This window comes from Tabrizicola aquatica (assembly GCF_002900975.1).
In the GTDB taxonomy this organism is placed as follows: domain Bacteria; phylum Pseudomonadota; class Alphaproteobacteria; order Rhodobacterales; family Rhodobacteraceae; genus Tabrizicola; species Tabrizicola aquatica.
In genome coordinates, this window is sequence record NZ_PJON01000005.1 from 1 (window position 1) to 25,053 (window position 25,053).

Annotated in this window: 27 protein-coding genes and 1 pseudogene; 13 read left to right on the plus strand and 15 right to left on the minus strand. The window is 67.7% G+C overall.

The window, feature by feature from the left end; genetic code table 11:
• Positions 1–176: pseudogene (locus CXR42_RS19810) on the plus strand (adenylate kinase); the annotation flags it as partial.
• 182 nt (positions 177–358) lie between these two features.
• Positions 359–2,239 (plus strand): MFS transporter, encoded by a 1,881-nt coding sequence (locus tag CXR42_RS16265; protein WP_219727961.1) that lies wholly within the window; start codon positions 359–361, stop codon positions 2,237–2,239.
• Positions 2,240–2,323: 84 nt separating this feature from the next.
• Here CXR42_RS16265 and CXR42_RS16270 read toward each other — a convergent pair whose 3' ends face one another.
• Both CXR42_RS16270 and truA read right to left on the minus strand, forming a co-directional pair.
• Positions 2,324–2,596 (minus strand): hypothetical protein, encoded by a 273-nt coding sequence (locus tag CXR42_RS16270; RefSeq protein ID WP_103258655.1) that lies wholly within the window; start codon positions 2,594–2,596, stop codon positions 2,324–2,326.
• A gap of 156 nt (positions 2,597–2,752) precedes the next feature.
• Positions 2,753–3,523, minus strand: coding sequence for a tRNA pseudouridine(38-40) synthase TruA (gene truA, locus CXR42_RS16275; protein ID WP_103258656.1), 771 nt, complete (start codon positions 3,521–3,523; stop codon positions 2,753–2,755).
• Positions 3,524–3,734: 211 nt separating this feature from the next.
• On the opposite strand from truA, the gene CXR42_RS16280 reads away from it, so the two are divergent.
• Complete coding sequence (locus CXR42_RS16280; protein ID WP_103258657.1) at positions 3,735–5,150, plus strand: YcjX family GTP-binding protein; 1,416 nt, start codon at positions 3,735–3,737, stop codon at positions 5,148–5,150.
• 29 nt (positions 5,151–5,179) lie between these two features.
• Complete coding sequence (locus CXR42_RS16285; RefSeq protein WP_103258658.1) at positions 5,180–6,130, plus strand: YcjF family protein; 951 nt, start codon at positions 5,180–5,182, stop codon at positions 6,128–6,130.
• A 138-nt stretch (positions 6,131–6,268) separates the two neighbouring features.
• Here CXR42_RS16285 and CXR42_RS16290 read toward each other — a convergent pair whose 3' ends face one another.
• From CXR42_RS16290 to CXR42_RS16300, 3 genes are read right to left on the minus strand one after another with little or no spacing between them, the layout of a single operon-like run.
• Positions 6,269–7,285, minus strand: coding sequence for a DUF2332 domain-containing protein (locus tag CXR42_RS16290; protein WP_103258659.1), 1,017 nt, complete (start codon positions 7,283–7,285; stop codon positions 6,269–6,271).
• Positions 7,282–7,956, minus strand: coding sequence for an aminoacyl-tRNA hydrolase (gene pth / locus CXR42_RS16295; protein ID WP_103258660.1), 675 nt, complete (start codon positions 7,954–7,956; stop codon positions 7,282–7,284). Before pth ends, CXR42_RS16290 begins: the two co-directional genes overlap by 4 nt.
• Before the next feature lie 59 nt (positions 7,957–8,015).
• Positions 8,016–8,603, minus strand: coding sequence for an NAD(P)H-dependent oxidoreductase (locus tag CXR42_RS16300; protein WP_103258661.1), 588 nt, complete (start codon positions 8,601–8,603; stop codon positions 8,016–8,018).
• A 97-nt stretch (positions 8,604–8,700) separates the two neighbouring features.
• Here CXR42_RS16300 and CXR42_RS16305 point away from each other — a divergent pair, with 97 nt between their 5' ends.
• Positions 8,701–9,285, plus strand: a complete 585-nt coding sequence (locus tag CXR42_RS16305; RefSeq protein WP_103258662.1) for a TetR/AcrR family transcriptional regulator — start codon at positions 8,701–8,703, stop codon at positions 9,283–9,285.
• A 141-nt stretch (positions 9,286–9,426) separates the two neighbouring features.
• Here the strand turns inward: CXR42_RS16305 and CXR42_RS16310 are convergent, their stop codons facing one another.
• Positions 9,427–10,032, minus strand: a complete 606-nt coding sequence (locus CXR42_RS16310; RefSeq protein ID WP_103258663.1) for a 50S ribosomal protein L25/general stress protein Ctc — start codon at positions 10,030–10,032, stop codon at positions 9,427–9,429.
• 222 nt (positions 10,033–10,254) lie between these two features.
• On the opposite strand from CXR42_RS16310, the gene CXR42_RS16315 reads away from it, so the two are divergent.
• Complete coding sequence (locus CXR42_RS16315; protein ID WP_103258909.1) at positions 10,255–11,400, plus strand: MFS transporter; 1,146 nt, start codon at positions 10,255–10,257, stop codon at positions 11,398–11,400.
• On the opposite strand, the gene CXR42_RS16320 is transcribed toward CXR42_RS16315, so the two are convergent.
• From CXR42_RS16320 to CXR42_RS16340, 5 genes are all read right to left on the minus strand, one after another.
• Entirely contained in the window at positions 11,388–12,968 is a 1,581-nt protein-coding gene (locus CXR42_RS16320; RefSeq protein WP_103258664.1) for a 5-guanidino-2-oxopentanoate decarboxylase, read from the minus strand. The genes CXR42_RS16315 and CXR42_RS16320 overlap by 13 nt on opposite strands.
• A complete protein-coding gene (locus CXR42_RS16325) occupies positions 12,965–14,152 on the minus strand; it encodes a pyridoxal phosphate-dependent aminotransferase (protein WP_103258665.1) in 1,188 nt (395 codons plus the stop codon). The genes CXR42_RS16320 and CXR42_RS16325 overlap by 4 nt, the downstream gene beginning before the upstream one ends.
• Positions 14,152–14,808, minus strand: coding sequence for a TetR/AcrR family transcriptional regulator (locus CXR42_RS16330; RefSeq protein WP_103258910.1), 657 nt, complete (start codon positions 14,806–14,808; stop codon positions 14,152–14,154). Before CXR42_RS16330 ends, CXR42_RS16325 begins: the two co-directional genes overlap by 1 nt.
• A 66-nt stretch (positions 14,809–14,874) precedes the next feature.
• Positions 14,875–15,783: a cation diffusion facilitator family transporter gene (locus tag CXR42_RS16335; RefSeq protein WP_103258666.1), complete on the minus strand. Its 909-nt coding sequence runs from the start codon at positions 15,781–15,783 to the stop codon at positions 14,875–14,877.
• Positions 15,767–16,312, minus strand: coding sequence for an SH3 domain-containing protein (locus CXR42_RS16340; RefSeq protein ID WP_103258667.1), 546 nt, complete (start codon positions 16,310–16,312; stop codon positions 15,767–15,769). The genes CXR42_RS16335 and CXR42_RS16340 overlap by 17 nt, the downstream gene beginning before the upstream one ends.
• A 120-nt stretch (positions 16,313–16,432) precedes the next feature.
• Here CXR42_RS16340 and CXR42_RS16345 point away from each other — a divergent pair, with 120 nt between their 5' ends.
• The 7 genes from CXR42_RS16345 to CXR42_RS16375 all read left to right on the plus strand — a co-directional run bounded on the left by CXR42_RS16345 (position 16,433) and on the right by CXR42_RS16375 (position 19,696).
• Positions 16,433–17,419, plus strand: coding sequence for a 2-hydroxyacid dehydrogenase (locus CXR42_RS16345; RefSeq protein WP_103258668.1), 987 nt, complete (start codon positions 16,433–16,435; stop codon positions 17,417–17,419).
• A 157-nt stretch (positions 17,420–17,576) separates the two neighbouring features.
• On the plus strand, positions 17,577–17,780 hold the full coding sequence (locus CXR42_RS16350) for a hypothetical protein (RefSeq protein ID WP_103258669.1): 204 nt from the start codon (positions 17,577–17,579) through the stop codon (positions 17,778–17,780).
• A gap of 216 nt (positions 17,781–17,996) precedes the next feature.
• Positions 17,997–18,224, plus strand: coding sequence for a hypothetical protein (locus tag CXR42_RS16355; protein ID WP_103258670.1), 228 nt, complete (start codon positions 17,997–17,999; stop codon positions 18,222–18,224).
• Between the two features lie 174 nt (positions 18,225–18,398).
• Positions 18,399–18,617 (plus strand): hypothetical protein, encoded by a 219-nt coding sequence (locus tag CXR42_RS16360; protein ID WP_103258671.1) that lies wholly within the window; start codon positions 18,399–18,401, stop codon positions 18,615–18,617.
• Positions 18,618–18,774: 157 nt separating this feature from the next.
• Positions 18,775–18,987 (plus strand): hypothetical protein, encoded by a 213-nt coding sequence (locus CXR42_RS16365; RefSeq protein ID WP_103258672.1) that lies wholly within the window; start codon positions 18,775–18,777, stop codon positions 18,985–18,987.
• A gap of 138 nt (positions 18,988–19,125) precedes the next feature.
• Positions 19,126–19,359 carry a hypothetical protein gene (locus CXR42_RS16370; RefSeq protein WP_146038093.1) on the plus strand — a complete coding sequence of 78 codons (234 nt, stop codon included), beginning with the start codon at positions 19,126–19,128 and terminating at the stop codon, positions 19,357–19,359.
• 100 nt (positions 19,360–19,459) lie between these two features.
• On the plus strand, positions 19,460–19,696 hold the full coding sequence (locus CXR42_RS16375) for a hypothetical protein (protein ID WP_103258674.1): 237 nt from the start codon (positions 19,460–19,462) through the stop codon (positions 19,694–19,696).
• Positions 19,697–19,725: 29 nt separating this feature from the next.
• Here the strand turns inward: CXR42_RS16375 and CXR42_RS16380 are convergent, their stop codons facing one another.
• The 4 genes from CXR42_RS16380 to CXR42_RS16395 form a co-directional block, all read right to left on the minus strand.
• Complete coding sequence (locus CXR42_RS16380; protein ID WP_103258675.1) at positions 19,726–20,964, minus strand: NAD(P)/FAD-dependent oxidoreductase; 1,239 nt, start codon at positions 20,962–20,964, stop codon at positions 19,726–19,728.
• A 46-nt stretch (positions 20,965–21,010) separates the two neighbouring features.
• The gene (locus CXR42_RS16385; protein WP_103258676.1) at positions 21,011–22,183 is read right to left on the minus strand and encodes an iron-containing alcohol dehydrogenase; all 1,173 of its coding nucleotides are present in this window, start codon (positions 22,181–22,183) and stop codon (positions 21,011–21,013) included.
• Positions 22,184–22,187: 4 nt separating this feature from the next.
• Positions 22,188–23,564 carry an aldehyde dehydrogenase family protein gene (locus tag CXR42_RS16390; RefSeq protein WP_103258677.1) on the minus strand — a complete coding sequence of 459 codons (1,377 nt, stop codon included), beginning with the start codon at positions 23,562–23,564 and terminating at the stop codon, positions 22,188–22,190.
• Between the two features lie 79 nt (positions 23,565–23,643).
• Positions 23,644–25,011 carry a glutamine synthetase family protein gene (locus CXR42_RS16395; protein ID WP_103258678.1) on the minus strand — a complete coding sequence of 456 codons (1,368 nt, stop codon included), beginning with the start codon at positions 25,009–25,011 and terminating at the stop codon, positions 23,644–23,646.
• Positions 25,012–25,053 lie beyond the last annotated feature (42 nt).

The window sequence follows — 25,053 nt, forward strand, 5'->3', positions numbered from 1 at the left end:
GCGCCGACGACACCGCCGAAACGGTGCGCGAAAGGCTGACCGCCTATCACGCCCAGACGGCACCGCTGATCGCGTATTACGACGAAAAGGCCGTGCTCCAACGGATCAACGCGATGGGACACATCGCCGACATCCGAAAAGCACTCGCAAATATCGTCGAAAACGTGGCGCCCTGAATCCCTCCCGGCGCGTGCCAGCGCGCTGGGGGCTGGAAAAGCAGGCTGGCGGGCCCTAGGGTCCAGCCTGCGAGGGAACCTGTGCCGAAACGGCCAGGGGAAAGGTCCGCCCATCGCCACGCAAGTGCAAGAGACCATCACGGGACCGGCCCCCGCGCCAGAGGGGCCTCACGGAGGTAACCATGACTGCAACGGCAACGGATGTTGGTGCTCGTTCGCGTCCCATGACCCCGGAGGAGAAGAAAGTCATTCTCGCCTCCTCGGCCGGGACGATCTTTGAGTGGTATGACTTCTACCTGTACGGCTCGCTGGCCGCGGTAATCGGTGCGCAGTTCTTTACACCCTTCCCGGAAGCGACCCGGAACGTCTTTGCGCTTCTGGCTTTCGCCGCGGGCTTCATCGTGCGCCCGTTCGGCGCGCTGGTCTTCGGTTCGCTTGGGGATATCATCGGGCGGAAATACACCTTCCTGATCACGATCCTGATCATGGGTCTGTCGACCTTCCTGGTCGGTCTTTTGCCCAACTACTATGCCTGGGGCGTCGCCGCGCCGGTGATCCTGATCGCGCTGCGCATGTTGCAGGGCCTGGCACTTGGCGGCGAATACGGCGGCGCGGCGGTCTATGTGGCCGAACACGCCCCGGCCGACCGAAGGGGCTATTTCACCGCCTTCATCCAGACGACGGCAACGCTGGGCCTGCTTTTGTCGCTGATCGTGATCCTGTCGGTCCAGGGCTATGTGAACGGCAATTTCCCCGACCAGCCGGTGCTGGACGTGGCCGGAGCGGCGGTGCTGAACCCCGACGGCACGCCGCAGATGATGAAGGCCTTCAACGCCTGGGGCTGGCGGATTCCCTTCCTGGGCTCGATCTTCCTGCTGCTCATCTCGCTGTATATCCGGCTGCAGATGAACGAATCCCCGGCCTTCAAGCGGATGAAGGAAGAGGGCATGGCCTCGAAAGCCCCGCTGCGCGAGGCGTTCGGGACCTGGAAGAACGGCAAGATCGCCCTGATCGCGCTGTTCGGCCTGGTCGCTGGTCAGGCGGTGGTCTGGTACTCGGGCCAGTTCTATGCGCTGTTCTTCATGCAGAACGTGATCAAGGTGGATGCCTTCTCGGCCAACGTCTTTGTGGCCTGGTCGCTGATCCTGGGCACGGCGGGCTTTCTGTTCTTCGGGGCGTTGTCGGACCGGATCGGCCGCAAGCCGATCATCCTGGCCGGCTGCCTTCTGGCGGCGGTGAGTTATCCTTACGTGTTCCCGCTGCTGACGCAGACCGCGAACCCGATGCTGCACGCGGCACACCAGACCCCGGTCGTGGTGACCGCCGACCCGGATGACTGCTCGTTCCAGTTCAACCCGGTCGGGACGGCGAAGTTCACCAACTCTTGCGACATCGCCAAGGCGCTTCTGTCACGCTCCTCGGTGAACTACGAGACGGTGGAGGCACCGGCCGGCACGGTCGCCAGCGTGCGGATAGGCCAGACCGAGATCCCGGCCTATGTCGGCGCGGCCCAGGCTGCGGCGGTGGCCGAACTGACCCTGGCGCTGGAGACGGCGAAAGCCGGGGCCGACCCGGCGGCGATCGACGCGGCCCAGGCGGCGCTGGATGCCGAAAGGGCCAGGCCGGCCGCCTTTACCAAGGCGGTGAACGACGCGATTGCGGCGGCGGGCTATCCCTTGATGGCCCAGGACAACATGACCGTGGCGGTGGCGCAGAACTTCTTCGACATCTTCAGCGGCCAGAAACTGCTGATCGTCCTGATCCTGACCTATCTGATCCTGCTGGTGACGATGGTCTATGGCCCGATCGCGGCGATGCTGGTCGAGTTGTTCCCGACCCGCATCCGCTATTCCGGCCTGTCGCTGCCCTATCACATCGGCAACGGCTGGTTCGGGGGGTTGATGCCTGCGACCGCCTTCGCGATCTCGGCGCAGACCGGCTCGGTCTATGGCGGGCTTTGGTACCCGATCGTCATCGCGCTGATGACGGTGGTGATCGGTGTCCTGTTCGTGCCGGGCGGCACGCACAGGAAGGACATCTTCGCCGAGGATGTGGCGCGCTGATCCCCTGATCCGGGCCGGGGCTTTGGCCTTGGCCCGGGTCGTATCGACTGTGGGGCCGATTGCGCGGCGCCGGGTTTCGCGACCCTAGCCGCGCAGCCGGCGCAGCAGAACCGCACCGGCCAGGACGATGGCCAGGATGACCAGGTTCGACAGGACGCCCGCCAGTACCGCCTGCAGCAGGCCGCCCGTCGCCGGCGGGTTGGTCGAGGGCAGCAGCACCGCGACGAAGACCACGCCTGCCGCCAGCGGAAGGAGAGTACCCGTGGCGGCCCGGGTGCGGAACATGGTCAGGACCAGGGCCACGATCAGGCCGATGCGGAACGGGTCGGCAAGCTGGGTCTGGATAAGCTCGATCATCGGGTCCTCCGGCTGGCATCCTGTCCCGATCCCGCCGGGTCGCACAAGCCCCCGGGGAGCGACCGGCAACCCTCCTCGTGCGACTTCGTCTTCTCGTCGGCGGCGTCGGGGCGGACCGCAGCGAGGGGTGACGCAGTCATCGACGAGCGGCCCGGTTCAACTGAACGGGTCAACGGGATAGCTAACGCCGACCAGATACAACCCCTGCGGCGGGCTGACCGGCCCGCAGGCGGCGCGGTTCCGCGCCTCCAGCGCCGCGCGCACATCCTGTGGCGTCCAGGCGCCGGCGCCGACCCGTTCCAGCGTGCCGACAATGGATCGCACCTGGTTGTGCAGAAAGCTGCGCGCGGCCAGGTCGAAACGGTACTCGACACCGCCGGGGTAGGGGTGTTCGCCGATCTCGATCCGGTCCAGCGTCTTGACCGGGCTTTTCGCCTGGCAAAGTGTGGAGCGGAAGGTGGTGAAGTCGTGGTTGCCGATCAGTTCCGCCGCGCCGGCCCGCATCGCGTCCAGGTCCAGCCGGTTCAGCACCTGCCAGACCAGGCCCTTGTCATGCGTGACCGGCGCGCGGCGGGCGACAAGGCGGAAGGTATAGCGCCGCCCGGTGGCCGAAAACCGGGCGTGAAGGTCGTCGGGCACCCGCGCGCAGGCCAGGATCGCCACCGGGTCGGGGCGAAGGTGGGCATTCAGCGCCGAAGCCAGGCGGAACGGATCCCAATCCCTGGTCAGGTCGGCATGGGCCACTTGCGCCGTGGCATGGACCCCGGCATCGGTGCGCCCTGCGGCGGCGATGGTATGGGGGCCGGGTTCCAGCCTGGCCAGGGCCGCTTCGATGGCGCCCTGCACGGACGGCTGGCCCTGCGCCTGCCGCTGCCAGCCCGCGAAGGGGCCGCCGTCGTATTCGATCTGCAGGGCATAGCGGGGCATGAGGTTTTCCCTACCCCGGAAGCGGGGGCGCGCGCAATCCTTGCCACTGTCCCGACCCCTGCGCCCAAGTCTTTGACCCCATTCGGCAATCGCCCTGCATCTACCCTGGACAGGCCGGCGTAAGGTGGGCGATATCGCCCACCCTACGCCCGCGCTTCCATTCCCGCGCGCCCGCCCTTATCTTCAGCCCCACGCAGGAAAGGGACGGACCGTGGCATTTTCCGGACTGACGGACGGGATCACCCGCGGGATCGAAGGCGCCGGGGCCAGCCTGTCCGAGACGCTGTTCGACACCACCCTTCGCCTGGGCGTGACCGGGCTGTCCCGCGCGGGCAAGACGGTGTTCATCACCGCCCTGGTTGCCAACCTCCTTAACCGGGGGCGGATGCCGCAGTTGAAGGCGCAGGCCGAGGGGCGCATCCAGGCGGTCTACCTGCAGCCGCAGCCCGACGTCACGTTGCCCCGCTTCGATTATGAGGCGCACCTGGCCGCGCTGACCGGCGACAGCCCGCGCTGGCCCGCCTCGACCCGCGCGATCAGCGAGCTTCGCCTGTCCTTCCGCGTCCAGCCGGCCGGGTTCCTGTCGTCCTGGCGCGGTCCCCGGACGCTGCACCTCGACATCGTCGATTACCCTGGCGAGTGGCTGCTGGACCTTTCCCTGCTTGACCAAAGCTATGAGGCCTGGTCCGAGGCCACCCTTGCCCGGCTGGAAAAGCGCCCCGAGGCCGCCGCCTATCTGGCGTTCGCGAGGGCCGAGGACGGCGCGCTGCGGCTGGACGAGGGCAAGGCCCGCGAGCTGGCCGAAAGCTTCACCGCCTATCTGACGGCCGCCCGCGACCTGGGCCGGGTCGACGTGACCCCCGGCCGGTTCCTGTTGCCCGGCGACCTTGCCGGCTCTCCGGTCCTGACCTTTGCCCCCTTGCCAAAGCCCGCCAGCACCGGCCGCAGCAGCCTGTGGCGCGAGATGGAACGGCGGTACGAGGCCTACAAGTCGCGCGTTGTCCGGCCGTTCTTTCGCGACCATTTCGCCAGGATCGACCGGCAGGTGGTGCTGGCTGATGTGCTGGGCGCGATCCACCAGGGGCCGCGCGCGGTCGAGGATCTGCGGCGGGTGATGGCCGAGGTCCTGTCCAGCTTCCGGCCGGGGCGGAACTCGTGGCTGGCGTCGATCTTTGGCGCGCACCGGGTGGAGCGGATCCTGTTCGCCGCCACCAAGGCGGACCATCTGCACCATGAACAGCACCCGGCTTTGACGGCGATCACCACGTCGCTGCTGGCCGAGGCGAAGCAGCGGGCGGATTTCTCGGGCGCGCGGACCGAGGCGATGTCGCTGGCCAGCTTGCGCGCGACGGTGGAAGAGGTGGTTACGCGGGATGGGGTGGAGGTTCCGGCGGTGCGGGGGGTGCTGCAGTCCACCGGCAAGCCCGCGCTGATGTATCCCGGCGCGCTGCCGTCGGACCCGTCCCGGCTGTTGTCGCCGGCGCGGGAGGGGGCGGAGGCCTGGCTGGACGCGGACTACAGTCTGATGACCTTTGCCCCGGCGCGGCTGACCCTGAAACCGGGGGAAGGCCCGCCGCATATCCGGCTGGACCGGGCGGTCGAGTTCCTGATCGGAGACCAGTTGTGAGCCGCCCGCCAAAGCCCTTCCTGGAGGAGATGGCCGAAGCCGTCGATCCCTCGCTGGCCCCGCCGGTGCCGGATGCGCTGCCCGAGGGGCAGGCGATGCAGGCCGTGGTGGCCCTGTCTCAGAAGCGTGGGTCGGCCCTGACGCGGTTCGCGGTCTGGGCCTTTGGCGCGCTGTTCACCTTTGCGCTGTCGGTCGCGGCCTATGATTTCGTCGTGGGCCTTCTGGCGCGGAACGTGGTGCTGGGCTGGGCGGCCTTTGCGCTGGTGGTGGTGGCCGTCACGGCAGGCGTGATCCTGGCCTTGCGCGAATGGGCGGCCTTCCTGCGGCTGGGCCGGCTGGACGGCCTGCGCTCGCGGGCGGTGGACGCGAGAGCGGCGGCGGACCTGAAATCCGCCCGGCGCGTGGTTGCGGGGCTGGTGGGTCTGTATGGCGCGCGGGCGGATACCGCCTGGGGCCGGGCACGGCTGGCCGAGCGGGAGGGCGAGGTGATGGACGCCGATGCCCTGCTGGCGCTGGCCGAGAGGGAGTTGCTGGCGACCCTGGACGCCGAGGCGCGGCTGGTGATCGAGGGCGCGGCGCGGCAGGTGGCGACCGTGACGGCGCTGGTGCCGCTGGCCTTGGCCGATGTGGCGACGGCGGCCGTGGCGAACCTGCGGATGATCCGGCGGATCGCCGAGATCTATGGCGGGCGGTCGGGCAGTTTCGGCAGCCTGAAGCTGTTGCGGCGGGTGTTTGGCTCGCTGCTTGCGGCGGGGGCGCTGGCGCTGACGGATGACATGATCGGCTCGGTCGCGGGGGGCGGGGTGCTGTCGAAGCTGTCACGCCGGTTCGGCGAGGGGGTGGTCAATGGGGCGCTGACCGCGAGGGTGGGGGTGGCGGCGATGGAGTTGTGCCGGCCGATGCCCTTTGTCGCGCTGGAGCGGCCGGCGGTGTCCTCGCTGGTGTCGCGCGCCCTGGCCGGGCTGGTGCCGCGCGGGTAGCGGCGGTTTTCAGATTGAGCGCCTTGCGGCGCAAGCCTTTTGTCTCGCCTTGTGCGCGCGAAGGGCGCGCAACGGCTCGGTCGCTGGGGGTTTTCCACCCCCAGACCCCCGGAGGATATTTGGGCAAATGTGAAAGGGTCAGGGGGGTGGCGCTTGCCAGTCGACCCAGCGGCCATGGAAATCGGCGCGGCCGAGGCGGATGGTTTCGCCCTTTGGCCAGAGCGTGAGGGTGAGGGCTGCGCCGGGGGAATGGTCGTCGGCCTCCATCGCCAGGCGGGCGACGGGGTTTTGGCGGCTGGCCGTTTCCATCGCGGCCAGGGCGCGGGCTTGGGTGGCGGGCGGGAAGTATTGCCAGGCGACGGTGTGGAAGACCAGGTGCAAGGCGCTGGGTGTCGGTGTGGCAAGGCGGGTCGCCAGCCAGTCGCCAGCGTCCGCCCGGTCGATCTGGGGACGTATCCTGGCGGCGAGGTCGAGTGCGGCGCGGGTGCGGGCAAGGCGGTCGGGCTGGTCGGCCCAGATATAGGCCAAGAGGCGCAGCCGGTCGGTGACGGGGTCGAGGGGGTTCAGGTCCACGCCCCTGCGGTCAAGGACAATGGGCGCGGCGCGGGGCGGCAGGGGGCCGGTCCAATCGGGGCGAAGCGTCAAGGCTGGGTCCGGCGGGCCGAAGGATTGGCCCTGGACCGTCAGCGCATACTGGTCCCAGAGGAGGTTCAGACCGGCACTCGCGCCAAGCTCGCTAAGGTCAAGGGGCAGGCCGAAGCGCGCGGTCAGCCAGTGCGCGGCGGCGATCAGCGGGGCCGAGCGGCGCACCTCGTTCGTCTGGGGCGGGGAGGCGAGCCAGTCGAGCAGCAAGCGCGGGTGCTGGCGGATTGTAGCGAGGGCGATGCCGGTGGGATCGGCGTCGGTCTGGTAGGCGGCGGCCAGATCGGGCGCCTGGCCGGTCAGGACCAGCGCATGCAGCCCGCTGGCCAGACGCAGCGGGACCGAGTCGGCGCGGGAGGACGGGTCGCCGGGCCAGGACAGGATGCGGTCGCTGACCGGGTCGCCGGGTAGAAGGTGCTGCGCCAGGCCGGTCAGCAGGCGCTGCATCAGCGGCGAGCCAAGGGCGGCGCAGGCATCGGCCTGGTCGCGAAAGGCCTGCCGGATCGGCGTCACCGGAACTTGTCCAGAAGCCTTTGCATCGGGCTGCGGCTGTCATCCTGCGGCGGTTGTGGCGCGGGGGCGGCCTGGGGCTTTTCCCTGGTCGTCGAGGAGCGGGGCGGGGCCGTGCGCAACGCGACCGCGTTCATGAACTTTTGCCCATCGCCCGCCGCCAGCGCCTCGGCCCCGTCCGAGATGCCGCGGAGAAGGTCCTCCAGCCACTCACCATCCGCCTTGGCGAAGTCGTGCAGCACATAGGCCGCGACGGCATCCTTGTGGCCGGGATGGCCGATCCCCAGCCGGACGCGGGCATAATCGTCGCCAAGATGCGCATGGATCGAGCGCAACCCGTTGTGGCCGGCATGGCCGCCGCCCTGTTTCAGGCGCAGTTTGCCGGGGGCAAGGTCAAGCTCGTCGTGAAAGACGGTCAGGTCGGCCAGCGGCAGTTTCCAGAAGGCGACGGCCGCCTGCACCGACTGGCCGGAAAGGTTCATGAAGGTCTCGGGCTTCAGGAGCGCGACCTTTTCCGCGCCAAGGCGGCCCTCGCTGACCAGGCCCTGGAAGGCCTTGCGCCAGGGGGAAAAGCCGTGGTCGGCGGCGATGCGGTCCAGGGCCATGAAGCCGATGTTGTGCCGGTTGCCGGCATATTTCGCGCCGGGATTGCCGAGACCCACGAAGAGTTTCACCTGTCCGCCCCCGTTCTGTGCCGGTGCCGGTATAGACCGGGGGGCGGGCGGGCTCAACCTTACGCGGCCTTGGTGCCCAGGGCTTCGGTCCGGGCCAGCCAGCGGGCGCGGATGTCGGGGGTGGAATGCTCGACCGGCGAAAAATGGGTGAAGCCGGTGGGTTTGATCCCGACATAGGACAGGATCTGGCGCTGGACCTGGTGGCGCAGCGCGCTGCGGTACATCAGGGAAAAGGCCCAGCCGGGGGTGTCGGAGGTCAGGATGAAGCGGCCGGAGCGGCCCGATAGCAGGGTTTTCGGCAGGCCCATCCGGCGTTGGCGCGGGTCGAAGGCATAGCCGGGCAGAAGGGTGCGGTCGAACAGGCCCTTGGTCTTGGCCGGCAGCCCGCCCCACCACATCGGGCAGATCAGGACGATATGCTCGGCCCAGGTCAGGTCGTCGCGGAAGGCTTGCAGGTCCGGCTCCAGCGGCGGGGCGTTGCGAAAGCTGGACTGGCCGAAGTCGGGGTCGAAGGCCATGTCGGACAGGGTGGAGACGCGGGTCTGGTGGCCCACCGCCTGGGCACCGTCGCGATAGGCTTGCGCAAGCGCGGCGCTGAGTGATTGTCTGCCGGGGTGCAGATCGGCAATCAGGATGCGGCGGGACATGGGGGCTCCAAAATTTGACTGTGGTCAATAATGGCGATAAACTGACCGTGGTCAATAATAAAATGACTGTGGTCAATATTTTTGCCGGGAGGGCGGCGTGACGCGGAAGGTGCAGGCGCGGACGCTGGCGACGCGCGACCGGCTTTTGGCGGCAGGGCGGGAGCTTTGGGCCGAGGGCGGGGCTTCAGGGCTGCGCACCGACGAGGTGGTGCTACGGGCGGGGACGGCCAAGGGCACGTTCTTTGCCCATTTTCCCGACCGGGATCATTTTCTGGCAACGCTGCTGGCTGAACAGCTGACGGCACGGGTCGCGGCGCTGCCGGTGCCGGCGGACCGCGCGGACCTTCAGGCGGTGCTGGCGGCGATCTTCACCGCCTTTGCCGAGGAGGCCGACACGGTTGCCCTGCTTGCGCGGTTCAGCGGTCCGGCCGGCGCGGGGCTGGGGTTGGACCTGATGATCTGCGCTGCCATCGAGCGGCTGGCCCAGGGGCTGGCGGCGATGCAGCCGCGCGGGCTGGTGGCGAACCGGGCCGAGCCGGCCGTGCTGGCCGAGGCGCTGATGGCGCTGGTGTTCCATGCCGCAGCCTCGGCTCAGTGTCCGCTGCATGGGGACCGGGCGGCGGTGCGGGCGCGGGCCGAGGCGCTGCTGCAGGCGATGACGGCGGCGCTGCTGGGGGGCTGAGTGGCGGCTCCTCGTGCGACTTCGTCTGCTCGTCGCGGAGGGCGCACCCTTGCGCGGTGTGCAGGCACTGCATCGACGAGCCGACCCGAAATGCAAACGGGGGACCCGAAGGCCCCCCGCGCGATTGGTCTATGACCGAGATCAGGCCGAGGCTTCGGCGTTCTCTTCCGACACCAGGCCCGAGGGCGCAGCGATGTTGGCGATCACGAAGTTCCGGTTGATCGTCGGCTTGGCACCTTCCGGCAGGACCACGTCGTTGATGTGGATGACGTCGCCGATCAGCTTGCCGGTCAGGTCGACCGTGATGTGGTCCGGGATGTCGCCGGCGGTGACTTCCAGTTCCACTTCCGGGCGCACCACGGTCAGCGTGCCGCCACGCTTCAGGCCGGGCGAGGCTTCGTGGTTGATGAAGGTCACGTGGATGAACAGCTCGATCCGGCTGTCATCGTGGATGCGCATGAAGTCGACATGCGTCGGCAGGTCCTTGACCACGTCGCGCTGGACGCCCCGGCACACGACATGAACGTCGGGCTGGCCTTCAACCTTGAGGTTGAACAGCGTCTGCAGGAACCGGCCCTGCCGCAGCTTGGTCAGAAGGTAGTTGTATTTCACCTTGATCGGCGTGGGTTCAGCCCCGTCGCCGTAGATGATGCCAGGTACGTAGCCGTCACGACGGGCTTGACGGGCGGCCCCCTTGCCTGTCCCCGTCCGTACCTCGGCGTTCAGATCGATGATCTCGCGTGCCATAGGTTCTCTCCATATAAGTCCGCCGTCCTCCAAGGGTGCACGGCGCGACCGGGGGCCTATAGCGGGGAATCGGCGGGAAGGAAAGCGCGAAGTGCCGGGTCGCCCGGGTGCCCCTTTGGCGCCAGTTTCGGTGTCGCTTTCGGGGGCGCAGGTGGTCGCGCGGGGGGTGGCAGGCGCATGGGTGGCGGGCTACCACTCGCCTTCGCGCAGATGGAGCCGCCGATGTCCCCCCTTGCCACCCTGACCCATGCCCGGCCCGCCCTGGCGGCCTTTGGGGCGATGGGGGTGCTGTGGGGCACTTTCGCGGCGGCGCTGCCGGACCTGAAGGCAATGCTGGGCGTGGACGAGGCGCAACTGGGCCTGCTGATCTTCTTTACCCCCATCGCCGCGATCAGCGCCATGCTGGTGGCCCCGGCTTTCGGCGCGGCGTTGGGCCGGGCGGCACTGCCCTTGGCCACGGCGCTGATGGCGGTGGGTTTTGCCCTGCCCGGCCATGCCCCGGTTCTGTGGCTGTTCCCCCTGGCCATGGCTTGCGCCGGGGCTGCCACGGGGCTGACCGACGTGCTGATGAACGCCCGCGTCGCCGCGATGGAGAACGACCGCGGCCTGCATCTGATGAACCTTGCCCATGCGGTCTATTCCTTCGGCTATGCCGGGGGAGCGATCCTGACCGGCCTGATGCGCGGGGCGGGCTGGGGGCCGGGTTGGGTGATGGGCACGATGGGCCTTCTTGGCTTGGCCTTTGCGCTCCTGACGGTGGAGCGCGACGGCCGGATCGAGGGGCTGCGCAAGCCCAAGGACGGCAGCGCGCTGCCCCTTGGCCTGGTTCCCGTGCTGGGCGGGGGCATCGTGCTGATCGCCTTCATGACCGAGAACGCGGCCGAGAACTGGTCGGCCCTGCATATCGAAAAGACCCTGGGCGGCAGCCCCGAGGAAGGCGCGCTGGGTCCGGCGATGCTGGCCCTGACCATGGGTTTTGCCCGGCTGGGTGGCCAGTGGCTGGCGGGGCGGGTCAACCCCTACACCCTGTTGCGGCTGGGCGCGGTGGTGGCGGCGATCGGGGCGGCCATCGCCAGCCAGGCGGGCAGCCCGCTTGGGGCCTATCTGGGGTTCTTCGTCATGGGGATCGGCGCCTCGGTCCTGGCACCGACGGCATTTTCGCTGGTGGGCCAGCTTAGCCGGCCCGAGGCCCGCGCCCGCGCCGTGGTCCGTGCGACCCAGCTGGGATACATGGGCTATTTCTTCGGCCCGCCGCTCTTGGGCCTGATCGCCGGCAGCTTCGGGTTGCGGGCGGCCTTCCTGTGGGCCGCCTGTCTGGTGGGAGTGATCTTCCTGCTGGCGCCCTTGCTGGCGCGTCAGCGCACCTGAATCTCAAGGAAACGCGGGCCGTCATGCGGGGTGGCCAGCATGTCGGCCAGAACCTCGGGGTCGGGGGGCACGGCGGCGAACAGCATGTCGCAGGCCATCGCGAAATGCTCCATGTCCAGGGGCGAGGGGTCGCAGCCAAGGACCGGCACCTTGTACTGGCGCATGGTGTCGGCGATCTCGCGGAAGCCGGCGTTGTTCCAGACGATATAGGTGATCGGCAGCTTTTCATCGACGGCTGTCCGCAACTCTCCGGGGCTGAACTGCAGCCCGCCATCGCCAATCAGGCAGACGACCGGGGTGCCCGGGGCCGCCAGCGCCGCCCCCACCGCCGCGCCGGGGGCAAAGCCCAGCGCGCCATAGCCGGTGGCGGCGTTGAACCAGCCGCGTGGGCGGTCGTGGTCGTAGTACAGGTTCGCGGCATAGACCGGCTGGGTGCTGTCGCCGACGATGATCGCGCCCGGCATCGCGTCGCGGATCGCCTCGATCATGTCCAGCTGAGCGGGCAACTGCTCGCCCAAAGTCGCCAACTCCGCGCGCGCCGCCTCACGCGCGGTGGCGGCGCGGCGCAGACCCTCGCGGTTCGCGGGCAGGACCATCCCCAGTAGAGAGGCCAGCATCGGCCCGGCATCGGCCTTGATCGGCATCTTGGCCGGGTGGCGACCCAACTGGTCGGCGCAGATGTCGATGCGGACCATCCCCGACAGGTCTGGCACGCCGCCCTTGGCATAGACGTCATAGTCGGTGGGCCCGATCTCGGTCCCCACGGCCAGGACCTGGTCGGCCTCGGTGATCAGCTTGCGCACGGCGGCCAGGCTGGGCGAGGCCGGCACGCACAGCCGGTGGCCGTGCATCGCGCCGCGCGCGTTCGCGGTCAGGACCACGGGGGCGTCCAGCATCTCGGCCAGCTTGCGCAACTCGTCATGCGCGCCGCGCGTGCCGCCTCCTGCAAGGATGACGATGCGGTCGGCATTGTTCAGCGTGTTCGCGATGGTGCGCATCCGGCCCAGCGGCAGGGGCACGGCCGCCCCCGAGACCACGGGCGGCGGCAAGGCCGGGCAGGGCTGGCCCATCATGTTGGTGGAAATCTGGATATGCGCCGGCCCCGGCCGCCCCGCCGTCATCGCGGCAAAGGCGCGGTCCAGAACCTCGCCCAGCTTTTTCGGGTCGGTCACGGTTTCGCTGTGGCAGAGCGTCGCGATCATCGCGCCCTGGTCGGGCAGTTCGTGCAAACGGCCCAGCCCCTTGCCCAGCGTATCGCTGCGCCCCAGGCCCGAGACGACAAGCATCGGCACCGAATCCGCCTTGGCCTGCGCCATGGCGGTGATCGTGTTCGTGAGCCCCGGCCCGGTGATGACGAAAGCGGCAGCCGGTCGACCTGCCACCCGGGCAAAGCCGTCGGCCATGAAGCCCGCGCCCTGTTCGTGCCGGGCGGTGACGTGGCGGATCTTGTCCTCGGCGGCGGCGAGACCTCGGTACAGCTCGATCGTGTGAACGCCGGGGATGCCGAAAACGGTGTCGATCCCGCGGGCGATCAACCCCTCGACGAGACGGATGCCGACGGTGGTCATGCTGCGTTCCCCAGAAGGCCGGCCGCATGGGCGGCGATGCGGTTGGTGGCTTCGATCACCAGCTCATCGGGCTGGGTCAGGCTAAGGCGCAGCCAGCCCGACAGGCCCGCGCCAAAGCTTTCGCCCGGCATGACCGCGACCTGCTGCCGGTCCAGCAGGCCAAGCGCGAACGCCTCGCCCGAAAGACCCGTCGCGCGGACATCGACCAGGGCGAACATCCCGGCTTCGGGCCGGTGGACGTAAAGGCCGTTCACCCCCGACAACTGCTGCGCGATCAGCGCTGCGCGGCGTGCGAACCGCTCGGCCATCCCGGCCGCAACGGGCGAAGGTTCGGAAACTGCAAGCGCAGTCATGTCGGCGATGAAGGGTTGGCTGCCAAAAAGCATGGTTTCTGAAAGCGGCAGCAGCCGCGCGCAGAACTCGGCCGGGCCGACGCACCAGCCGGACCGGAACCCCGGCGCGGCGTGCGACTTCGAGATCGACGAGGCGACGACCACCCGGTCGGCCAATTCGGCGAAATCCAGGGGCGAGGTGAAGGGCACGCCCGGGAACACCAGATCCTCATAGACCTCGTCCGACAGGATCCACAGGTCATGGGCGCGGGCCAAGTCGCCCAGCGCGCGGATATCCTCGGCCCGCAGGACGGCGCCAGTGGGGTTGTGCGGCGTGTTCAGGAACAGGACGCGCGTGCGCGGGGTGATCCGGGCGGCCACGTCGGCGACTTGCATGCGAAACCCGTGTTCCGGGCGCAGGGGCACCGGGACCATCGTCGCGCCGGTCTGGGAAATCAGCCCCTCGTAGGTGGCATACATCGGGTCGCCCAGCAGCACCTCGTCCCCGGCTTCGACCAGCGTGCGCAGGATGGCGTACAGCGTGGTCTGTGTGCCCGGCAGGCACATGATCTGATCCCGCCCGATCTCGCGCCCCCGGCGCGCGCTGTAGCGGGCAGCAAGTGCCGCGACCAGCGCCGGCTCGCCCCGGCCGTTGGAATAGCCGGTGCGCCCCGCCCGCATCGACTGTGCCGCGGCCTCGAGCATCGGCTCGGGTGTGGCGACGTCCGGCTCGCCGATCGTCAGTTCGATGATCGGCTCTCCCGCCGCCTTCAGGGCGCGGGCGCGGGCGTGGACGGCCCATTTCGCGCCGCCAAGGTCGGCAAGTCGGTCGGTGACGGAAGCATAGCGCATCAGAGTGTCTTTCCGGGGTCTGGCAGCGGGACGGGAGGGGCGGTTAATTCGACGCCCAGGATGGCAGCGACGGAGCGGAGGCCGATGGCGACGACCTCGTCCGGCTGGAAGGTGGTGCGCAGCAGCGACCCCTCGATCCAGAGACCATCGATCAGCGCGTTGCAGGCGATGGCCTCGGACCGGGTCTGGCCGGGCTTGGCCTTGCGCGGAAGGGCCTCGATCAGGCCTTGCAGCGTGTCGCGATAGGCAAGATAGCCCGCCTCATGGACCGCCAGAAGCTCGGGGTCGCTGCGCACCTTGTGCATGTAGCCGGCCCAAAGGACCACCGCCCCCGCATCCAGCACCGGCGGCCGCAGCGAGGCGGCGACGAAGGCTGCCAGCCGTTCCTCGGGCAGGGCGCCGACGCCGTCCAGCGCGTCCGCGCCCTTGGCCGTCATCCCGTCCATCAGCGCGCGATAGGCGGCGCGGGTCAATTCGTCCTTGGTCTGGAAATAGTGCCGGATCAGCCCCGGCGTCACCCCGGCCCGCGCGGCGATGGCGCGCACGGTCGCGGCCTCGGGCCCGCCTTCGGCCACCAGCTCTTGCGTGGCCGAGATCAGGGCCGAACGGCGATTTTCCTCGCTTTCGCGGCGATAGAGGCGACGGGCGGGTTGCATGGGGGCCATTTTGTTATACGCGCGGATAATCGACGCGCGGGGCGGCGAAGTCAAGTCCGCAACAATTCAGGTTTTTCGGGTGGGATCGTAGACATCCTTGTGGATGATCACATCCGCCTGCGGATAGACCGTCAGGATCGCCCGCCGCAGACTGGCGCCGATGGCATGCGCCTCGCGCAGGGACTGGTCGCCGTCCAGCTCGATATGCAGGTTCACGAAGATCCGGCTGCCCGCCATCCGCGTCTTGAGGTCGTGGAACCCCCGCACCCCGGGCCAGTCGCGGGCAATATTGGCGATGCCGATCAGGATCTCGGGGTCGGCCGCCCGGTCCATCAGCGCGTCCCAGGCCGCTTTCCCGATGCGGATTGCGCCAAAGGCCAGCACCCCCGCTGCGCCCAGGGCCACGACCGAATCGACCGACCCGATCCCCCAGCGCGAGGAAACCCACAGCGCCGCAATGGCCCCCAGACTGGGCAGCAGGTCGCCCAGATAATGCAGCCGGTCCGCCGCGACGACCTTGCTGCCCGTGGCCCGCGCCACCCGGCCCTGCCACCAGACCAGCGCCAGCGTGAGGACGACCGAGATACCCATCACCAGGATCCCGCGGCCCTGCGCCGTCAACTCTTGCGGGGCAGGTGAGGCAAGACGCGTCGCCGCCGCCCAGCCGATCACCCCGGCCGAGATCAGGATGAACAGCGCCTGCGCCAGCGCGGTCAGGTCCTCGGCGCTGGAATGGCCGAAGGCGTGATCCTCGTCGGCCGGGCGCGCGGCATAGACGATGGCTGCCGCCGCCCCCAGGGACATCATCAGGTCCAGGGCCGAATCGGCCAGCGACGCGGCGATGGACAGCGCGCCGGTCTCGGCCATGGCCCACAGCTTCAGCGCGACCAAGAGCCCCGCCACCAGGACCGAGGCAAGCCCGGCCGACATCGCCAGCTTCAACCCCTGCGGGCGGGGGTCATTCGACGATCTCATCGGGCTTCACCCCCCAGAGGGCAGTCTTGCGCACCCAGCCCCGCGCGCCCTCCAGCCCGACGCGGCACCAGTCGGCCTGACATTCCTGCACCCGGCCGATCACGCCCATCTCGGCCTGCGCGACCACCGCCGCGGAATCGTCCGGGGCCGCGCGGATCTCGGCCATGTCCAGCGTGATCATCGCCGTGCGCACGCCGGACAGCAGCGAATAATGGACCCAGCCGCCCGCGCCCTCATTATCCTCGACCCGGCGCCAGTTCTCGAACTCGGCGGTAATCTTCAGCGGCATGCCGGCGCGGGTGAACACCCAGTCGATCCGGTGCGTCAGCCCGGGGCCGCGGCGCGCGTTGCCTTCGGACCCTTTCAGCGAGACGTAACGGGGCAGCGGCAGGTTGGTCACGCAGCCCACATCGGGAAGGCACTGCTTTTCCGGCGGCTTTTCCGGCTGCGGGCTGTCCGTCTCTTGCGCCATCAGCGGCAAGGCCGCCAGCGCCAGCAGGATCGCAATGCCACCCAGGAACCGTTTCATGCCCGTCCGCCTTGTCGCCCGCTGTCGGGCGCGTGCCCCTCTACTGGGGCTTGTGCATTCAGCCCCTTGGCTTAACCTTGCCTCAAGCACGGTGGATTTGGAAGGGTCAGGGGAAAGTTCATGCCAGCACAGCGTCTGTCGGTCGTGGTGACCCGCCGCCTGCCCGAGGTCGTCGAGACCCGGATGAAAGAGCTGTTTGATGTCACCCTGCGCGACCCCGACACCGCCATGACGCGGGAAGAGCTGGCGGCGGCGATGCGCCAGGCCGATGTCCTGGTGCCCACGATCACCGACACGATCGACGCTGCCCTGCTGGCCCAGGCTGGCGAGAAGCTGAAGCTGATTGCCAATTACGGCGCGGGGGTGGACCATATCGACGTGGCCACCGCCCGGCAGCGCGGGATTCTGGTGTCGAACACCCCCGGTGTGATGACCGAGGATACGGCCGACATGGTGATGGCGCTGATTCTGGCCGTCACCCGTCGCATCCCCGAGGCGCTGGCGATCATGCAGTCCGGTGCCTGGCCGGGCTGGTCGCCGATGGCCAACCTGGGCGGCCGGCTGGGCGGGCGGCGGCTGGGCATCCTGGGCATGGGCCGGATCGGTCAGGCCGTGGCGCGCCGGGCGCGGGCCTTCGGTCTTCAGGTCCACTATCACAACCGCAAGCGCGTCCGCCCCGAAGTCGAGGCCGAGTTGGAGGCGACCTATTGGGAAAGCCTGGACCAGATGCTGGCGCGGATGGACATCGTCAGCGTGAATTGCCCGCACACGCCCTCGACTTTCCACCTGCTGAATGCGCGGCGGCTGAAGCTGATGAAACCCTCGGCCGTGGTGGTGAACACCTCGCGCGGCGAGGTCATCGACCAGAACGCCCTGACCCGCGCCCTGCGGGCCGGAGAGTTGGCGGGGGCGGGCCTTGATGTCTATGAACACGGCAGCGAACTGAACCCCCGGCTACGCGAATTGCCCAATGTCGTCCTGCTGCCGCATATGGGATCGGCCACGATCGAAGGGCGAATCGAGATGGGCGAGAAGGTGATCATCAACATAAAGACCTTCGCCGATGGCCACCGTCCACCCGACCAGGTTGTGCCGGGCATGTTCTAGCCGCCAGAACCGCCAATTCTTGTGCCAAAACCGCAACGATTGCAGGCCGAAATCGGCGGAATCATGGTTATTCATTGATGCTGATAGCCAGCGCCGATAGCGTCGATGGGCGCCCTGTCATTTTGACGGGATCGTCCAACATTCTTTGGAGTCCATCATGAAGAAACTTGTCGCCTCGGTCATGGCCCTGACCCTCGGCACCTCGGCCGCTATGGCCGGCGGCCCGGTTGTGGTTGAAGAAGAAGCTGAAGTCGTGGCGGAAAAGCCCGCTTCCTCGGCCGGCATCCTGCCGCTCCTGCTGATCCCGATCATCCTGTGCGTCGCTCTGTGCGGCGGCGATGACGACGAAGCTGCCGAGTAATCGGATCCGCGTCGCGGTCCTTTGGGCCGCCTCGCACCGGTTCAGGGCCAGTCCTTTGGACTGGCCTTTTTCGTTGCCGTTAACCCTTGGTGCGAAAATGCAACAGCTTTCGCCCAGCGCATTTCCCCGGTTTGAGCATTTACTGCAAAGTAACTAGGGTACCCTTCAGTTGCGTAGGCGCTTGCCTGCACACGTCCCTGAAATGGAGTTTTTACCATGAACAAGATCCTTGCTGCCGCCCTGGCTTCGGCTATGGCCATCTCGGCCACCACCGCTTATGCCGGCGGCCCGATCGTCGTTGAAGAAGAAGCCGAAGTCGTGGCTGAAAAGCCCGCTTCGTCGGCCGGCATCCTGCCGCTTCTGCTGATCCCGATCATCCTGTGCGTCGCGCTGTGCGGCGGCGATGATGATGAAGCGAGCGAACTCCCGGACAACATGGGCTGATAGGCCCCATGCCGAAAAGTCAGGGGCGGTCCTTCGGGGCCGCCCTTTTCATTACTGCCGCATCCGCGCCACAGACCCCGAAAAAAGGGCCTCCGCAGATTGAGCCTGCCGTATTCGCCGGTTAGCATATGTCGGCGCTGTTGCAGCGCCTGTATTCTACCCAAGGAACAAGACATGAAGCACCTCATTGCATCCGCCCTGGCGACCTCGATGGCCCTGGCGGCCACCACGGCCTATGCCGGCGGCCCCGTCCTGATCGAGGAAGAAGCCGAAGTCGTGGCCGAAAAGCCCGCCTCCTCGGCCGGTATCCTGCCGCTGTTGCTGATTCCGATCATCCTGTGCGTCGCCCTGTGTGGCGGGGATGACGAAGAAGAACGGTCGCAAACCGACTGATCGCCCCAAGGGGTAATCCGACCGGGTTACCCCGCCCTGATGCCGCAGTTGCGCAACAGGTCCACAGTTATTTCCTGGACGAATTGTGACCCGCCTGCGGGGCCTTTATGGTGACCGCACGCTGCCAAAAGCGTTACGAACCACCTGAGGGACAATCATGAACAAACTGATCGCATCCGCCCTGGTCTCGACCTTGGCGCTGTCGGCCTCCACCGCCTATGCCGGCGGACCGGTCATCGTCGAAGAAGATGAAGTCGTCGCTGAAAAGCCCGCGTCGTCGATGGGCATCCTGCCGCTTCTGCTGATCCCGATCATCCTCTGCGTCGCGCTCTGCGGCGGCGATGATGAAGAGCCCGTGCGCCCGGCCTGATCGCAGGGTTACACAATGACTTGGGGGCGGTCCGATAGGGCCGCCCTTTGCTTTAGATCATCGCATTTCGATGTGTCCTGTGGCAGGCTTTCCGTGTCCCGTCCCTGAAGCGGGATGATTCACGTCAGGATTGACCCCATGAACAAACTGCTTGCCTCTACCCTGGCCTCGGCCCTTGTCCTGTCCGCTGCCACCGCCCATGCCGGCGGCCCGGTGGTGATCGAAGAGGAAGAGGAAGTCGTCGCCGAAAAGCCCGCCTCCTCGGCCGGCATCCTGCCGCTTCTGCTGATCCCCATCATCCTGTGCGTCGCATTGTGCGGCGGGGATGACGATGAGCCGCAGCGCATGATCATTGACGAAGAAGACTTGTAAGGCAGTTTCTGCCTGGGGCACGGAACGCTTTCGCCGCTTTGGCGTTGGGTCCGTGCCCCCGATCCCGGGCGGCAAGGCAAATCTAACCTGGGGACGTGAGATGAAAAGACTTCTGGCTTCCACGCTGGCCACCGGCCTGGTGTTTTCGGCTGCCACCGCCCATGCCGGCGGGCCCATCATCATTGAAGAAGAAGAGATTCCGGTGGTCGAGGAACGGCCGGCCTCCTCGGCCGGTATCCTGCCGCTTCTGCTGATCCCGATCATCCTTTGCGTCGCGCTGTGCGGCGGCGATGATGATGAAGAAGAAACCCCGCCCCCGGTTATTGTCGGGAACTAGCCCTACGCCGACCCGACCAGCCCGGGCGGTCAGAACCGCCCGGGTCTGTAGGGCGCAGTATCCAGTGGCGGCGGTTGCTCGTTCAGCAGCGCCGCCACGATCCGCGCGGTGACCGGGGCAAGCGTCACGCCCAGATGCCCGTGACCAAAGGCCAGCACCACCTCGGCCCCGCCGACCGACGGCCCGATCACCGGCAGACTGTCGGGAAGGCTGGGGCGAAACCCCATCCACTCGCGGTCCGGTGCGCCAAGATCGGGAAAGAAGGTCCGCGCCCCCTCGACCAGCCGCTCGATGCGGTGGGGTGAGGGCGGCAGGCGCAGCCCCCCCAACTCGACCGTTCCCGCCACCCGCAACCGGCCCGCCATCGGGCACAGGTAAAAGCCGCGCGCCGTGGGGCAAGTGGGGCGCGAGAGCAGGGGCTCGGCCATGTCCCACTCGACATGATAGCCGCGTTCGGTGTCCAGCGGCACCCGATCCCCCGCCTGCCGCGCCAGATCGCGGGAATGCGCCCCGGCCGCGATGATCACGCGGCGCGCGTGCAGATGCAGACCCGGCCCCTCGATCACCACGCCGTCCGGCTTGCGCGTCAGACGCTCGGCCCGCACCGGCAGATGCCGCGCTCGGGCCAGCACCGCCGCTGCCAGAAGCCCCATCATCCGGCCCGGATCATCCAGAAAGGTCGCGCCGGGAAAGAAGGCCGCCCCGGCCGCGGGGGGCAGGGCGGGCTCCATTTCGGCCAGTTCGTCGGGGCCGATCAGATCGACCTCGACCCCCAGGACGCGGCGGCGGGCCATCTCGGCCTCGGCCGCCTGCAGGGCCTCGGCGGTCTCATAAAGGTAAAGACAGCCGCGACGCTGCAGGATGCCGGCGCCCTGCACCCGCAGCGCCAGATCATCCCACCGCTCGCCCGCATCGGCCAGCAGCGCGGCGATGGCGCGGGCGTTCCGCTCGGTCGCGGCGGGCAGGGACTGGCGCAGAAAGCGCAGAAGCCAGGGCATCAGGCTGGGCAAGGCCCGGTGCCGGATCGCCAGCGGAGAGGTCCGGCTGAACATCAGCGACGGCAGCGACCGCAATACATCCGGCGTGCCGACCGGGCTGGTGGCATAGCCGGCGATGGTGCCGGCGTTGCCATAGCTTGCGCCCATGCCGGGCGGGCCGGGATCGACCAGCACCACCTCGCGGCCCTGGTCCACCAGCTCCAGCGCGATGGTCAGGCCCACCACGCCAGCGCCGATTACGGCGATCTCGGTCCGTTCCCGGTTGAACATCGGTCACTCACTACGCGCGGGCGTAGGGTGGGCAATATTGCCCACCCTACATGCAGGCATCATACAGCGCGCGGGTGTTCTCGCGCGTCATCACCACCGGGTTGCCGCCGCAGGACGGGTCCTCCAGCGCCATGTCGGTCAGCATGTCCAGGTCCGCCGGTTTCACGCCCATGGCGGTCAGGTTGGCCGGGATGCCCAGATGCGCGCGCAACTCCATCACCCTGGCGCGGAACCCGTCGAAGCCCCCGGCGATCCCCAGATAGGCCGCGGCCGCGGTGATCCGGTCCTCGATCGTCGCGCGGTTGAAGTCCAGCACCATGGGCATGACCACCGCATTGGTGGTGCCGTGGTGCGTGCCATAGACCGCGCCAACCGGGTGCGACAGCGAATGGATCGCCCCCAGCCCCTTCTGGAACGCGACCGCCCCCATGGCCGCCGCGCTCATCATGTGGGCGCGGGCGTCCAGGTCCATCGGGTTGTCGTAGACCTTGGTCAGGTTCTCGAACACCAGCCGCATCCCTTCCAGCGCGATGCCCTGCGACATCGGGTGGTAGAACGGACTGCAATAGGCCTCCAGGCAGTGGGCCAAGGCATCCATCCCGGTGCCGGCGGTGATGAACTTCGGCATTCCCGTGGTCAGGGCAGGGTCGCAGATCGTGACCTTGGGCATCAGCGTCGGGTGGAAGATGATCTTCTTCTTGTGCGTCACGCTGTTGGTCAGCACGCCCGCCCGCCCGACCTCGGACCCGGTGCCGGCCGTGGTCGGCACCGCGATGATCGGCGCGACCTTGGAGCCGTCGGCCCGGGTGTACCAGTCGTCGATATCCTCCAGGTCCCAGACCGACAGGTCTTTCCGCTGATGCGCCATCAGGGCGATCATCTTGCCAAGGTCCAGGCCCGAGCCGCCGCCAAAGCAGATCACCCCGTCATGCCCGCCGGCCAGATAGACCGCGATGCCGTCGGCCATGTTCTTCTCGTTCGGGTTCGGATCGACCTCCGAGAACACCGCCCGGCCCAGGCCCCCGGCCTCCAGCACATCCAGCGCCGCCGCGGTGATCGGCAGGCTGGCCAGTGCCTTGTCGGTGACCAGAAGGGGCTTCTGGATGCCGGCCGATTTCACATGCTCGGCCAGTTCGGCGATGCGGCCGACGCCGAACTTGATCGCGGTGGGGTAGGACCAGTTCCGGTTGGGAACCGAGTGAGCGGCGGGGTGGGTCATGGTGTCAGGCTTTCTTCAGGTGATAGGATTTCGGCCGGGTGACGGAATGGAACCCGAGATAGGAAAGCGAGGTGCCGCGCCCGGTGTCCTTGACGCCGGTCCAGGTCAGGGCGGGGTCCAGATAGTCGGCGCGGTTCATGAACACCGTCCCGGTTTCCACCTGCGCGCCCAGGGCGGCGGCGGTGTCATAGTCCTGGGTCCAGATGCTGGCCGTCAGGCCATAGGGCGAATCGTTCATCAGCGCGATGGCCTCGGCATCCGACTTGACCGGCATGATGCCGACGACGGGACCGAACGACTCTTCCCGCATCACCCGCATCGAATGATCGACGCTCACCAGGATTTGTGGCGCAAGATAGGCGCCGCCGTCATCGGCGAACTTCTTCGGGTCCAGCAATGGCTTCGCGCCCTTGGCAATCGCCTCGGCCGTCTGGTCGCGCACCACTTGCGCAAACCGCTTGTGCGCCATCGGCCCCAGGGTGGTAGAGGCGTCGAAGGGGTTGCCCAGTTTCAGCTGGCCGACCCAGGCCACCGATTTCTCGACAAAGCTGTCAAAGAGCGATTCGTGGACATAGATCCGCTCGATCCCGCAGCAGCACTGGCCAGCATTGTACATCGCCCCGTCCATCAGGACGTCCACGGCCAGGTCCAGGTTCGCATCCGCACGGACATAGCCCGGGTCCTTGCCGCCAAGTTCCAGCCCCAGGGGGGTGAAGGTGCCCGCGGCCGCACGCTCGATCGCCTGCCCCCCGCCGACCGAGCCGGTGAAGTTCACGAAACCAAAGCTGCGCGCGCCGATCAGGCGTTCGGTCGTGGCATGGTCCAGGACGACGTTCTGGAACACATCCTCGGGCACGCCTGCAGCGTGGAACGCCTCGGCCAGACGCTCGCCGACGAGGAGGGTCTGGCTGGCGTGCTTCAGCACCACGGTATTCCCCGCGATCAGGGCGGGGACCAGGGTGTTGATCGTGGTCAGGTAGGGATAGTTCCACGGCGCGATGATGAAGACGACGCCCACGGGTTCCCGGGCGAGGTAGCGCCGGAACTTGTCCGAATCTTCGATCATCTCGGGGGAAAGGGTCTTGGCCGCGATGCTGGCCATATAGTCGGTGCGGGCGTTCACCCCGCCAAACTCACCGCCATAGCGGGTGGGGCGGCCCATCTGCCAGGCAATCTCTTCCACCACGACATCGGTCATGGTGTTCAGCTTGGCGACCCCGGCCTTGACCAGCGCAATCCGCTCGTCCAGGGGCCGCGCGGCCCAGGATTTCTGCGCGGCCTTGGCACGGGCAACGACGGCCTCGGCAGCCTCGGGCGTGAGCGGCATCCGTTCGGCATAGACGCTGCCGTCAACGGGGGAAATCAGTTGGATTGGTTTCATTTCGTCCTCGTTCGTCGGGAGCGCCCCGACACGGTGTTAAGCACGGGGGTAAGGTGGGCGATATCGCCCACCCTACGCCCTAGGCCCGTTCCAGCAGCCGCTCGCGTTCGAAATCCGTGACGACGCGGTCGGTCTCGGCAATCTCCCACTGTGCGGCGTGGTGGTAATGGTCCACCACGTCATCCCCGAAGGCCTGCCGCAGCATGGCCGAGCCGTTCAGCAACTCGGCCGCCTCGCGCAGGGTGTGCGGGATCTCGCGGATGCCTTTGGCAGAATACATGTCGCCCTTCAACTCGGGCTCCAGCGCCATCTTCTTCTCGATCCCGTCCAGGCCCGCTGCCAGCAGCGCCGCGCAGGCGAGGTAGGGGTTCACGTCGCTGCCGGGGATACGGCATTCCACGCGTACCGCCTTGGTATGCACGCCGCAGACCCGGAAGCCCGCCGTGCGGTTGTCCGCACTCCACACCGCCTTGGTGGGCGCGAACATCCCCACGCAGAAGCGTTTGTAGCTGTTCACATACGGCGCCAGGCAGGCCGTGATGTCCCGCGCGTGGTGCAGCTGGCCGGCCAGAAAGTGCTTCATCACCTCGGACATGCCGTGCCCGTCCGCCTTGTCGGCAAAGCTTGGTTTGCCGTCCAGCGACCACAGGCTTTGGTGGATATGGCTGGAGGACCCCGCGCGGCGGTGGTCGTACTTGGCCATGAAGGTCACCGACTTGCCCTTGGCCCAGGCGATTTCCTTGATCGCGTTCTTGATGATCACATGGTTGTCGGCCGTATCCAGCGCGTCAGAGTATTTGTAGTTGATCTCCTCCTGCCCCGCCTCGGCCTCACCCTTCGAATTCTCGACTGGGATGCCCGCGCCATACAGCCCGTTGCGGACGGCGCGCATCACGTCCTCTTCCTTCGTCGTCTGGAAGATGTGGTAATCCTCGTTGTAGCCGCCGACCGTGCGCAGGGCATTCAGGCCGCCATCGCGCAGGTTTTCATAGCTGTTCTCGAACAGGTAGAACTCCAGCTCCGTCGCCATCATCGGCTCGAACCCCATGGCGCGGGCGCGTTCGACCTGACGCTTCAGGATCGAGCGGGGGGCGTGGGGCACATCGGCGTGGGTGGCGTGGTCTTGCGTGTCGCCCAGCACCAGCGCGGTGCCCGGCAGCCAGGGGATGCGTCGCAGGGTGCGCAGGTCCGGCTTCAGCACATAGTCGCCATAGCCGGTTTCCCAGCTGGTGCTTTTGTAGCCCTGTACCGTGGTCATCTCCATGTCCACGGTCAGCAGGTAGTTGCAGCAATGGGTTTCCTCATAGCCGCCGTCGACGAAGAATTGCGCATGAAAGCGCTTGCCCATCAGGCGGCCTTGCATGTCGATGCCGGCGACGACCACCGTGTCGATCTCGCCGCGCGAGACGGCGGCCTTCAGTTCTTCAAGCGTCAGATTTCCGGGCATGGTGCCTCACTTCTTTTTCGGATGTCGGATCAGGGGCGCCAG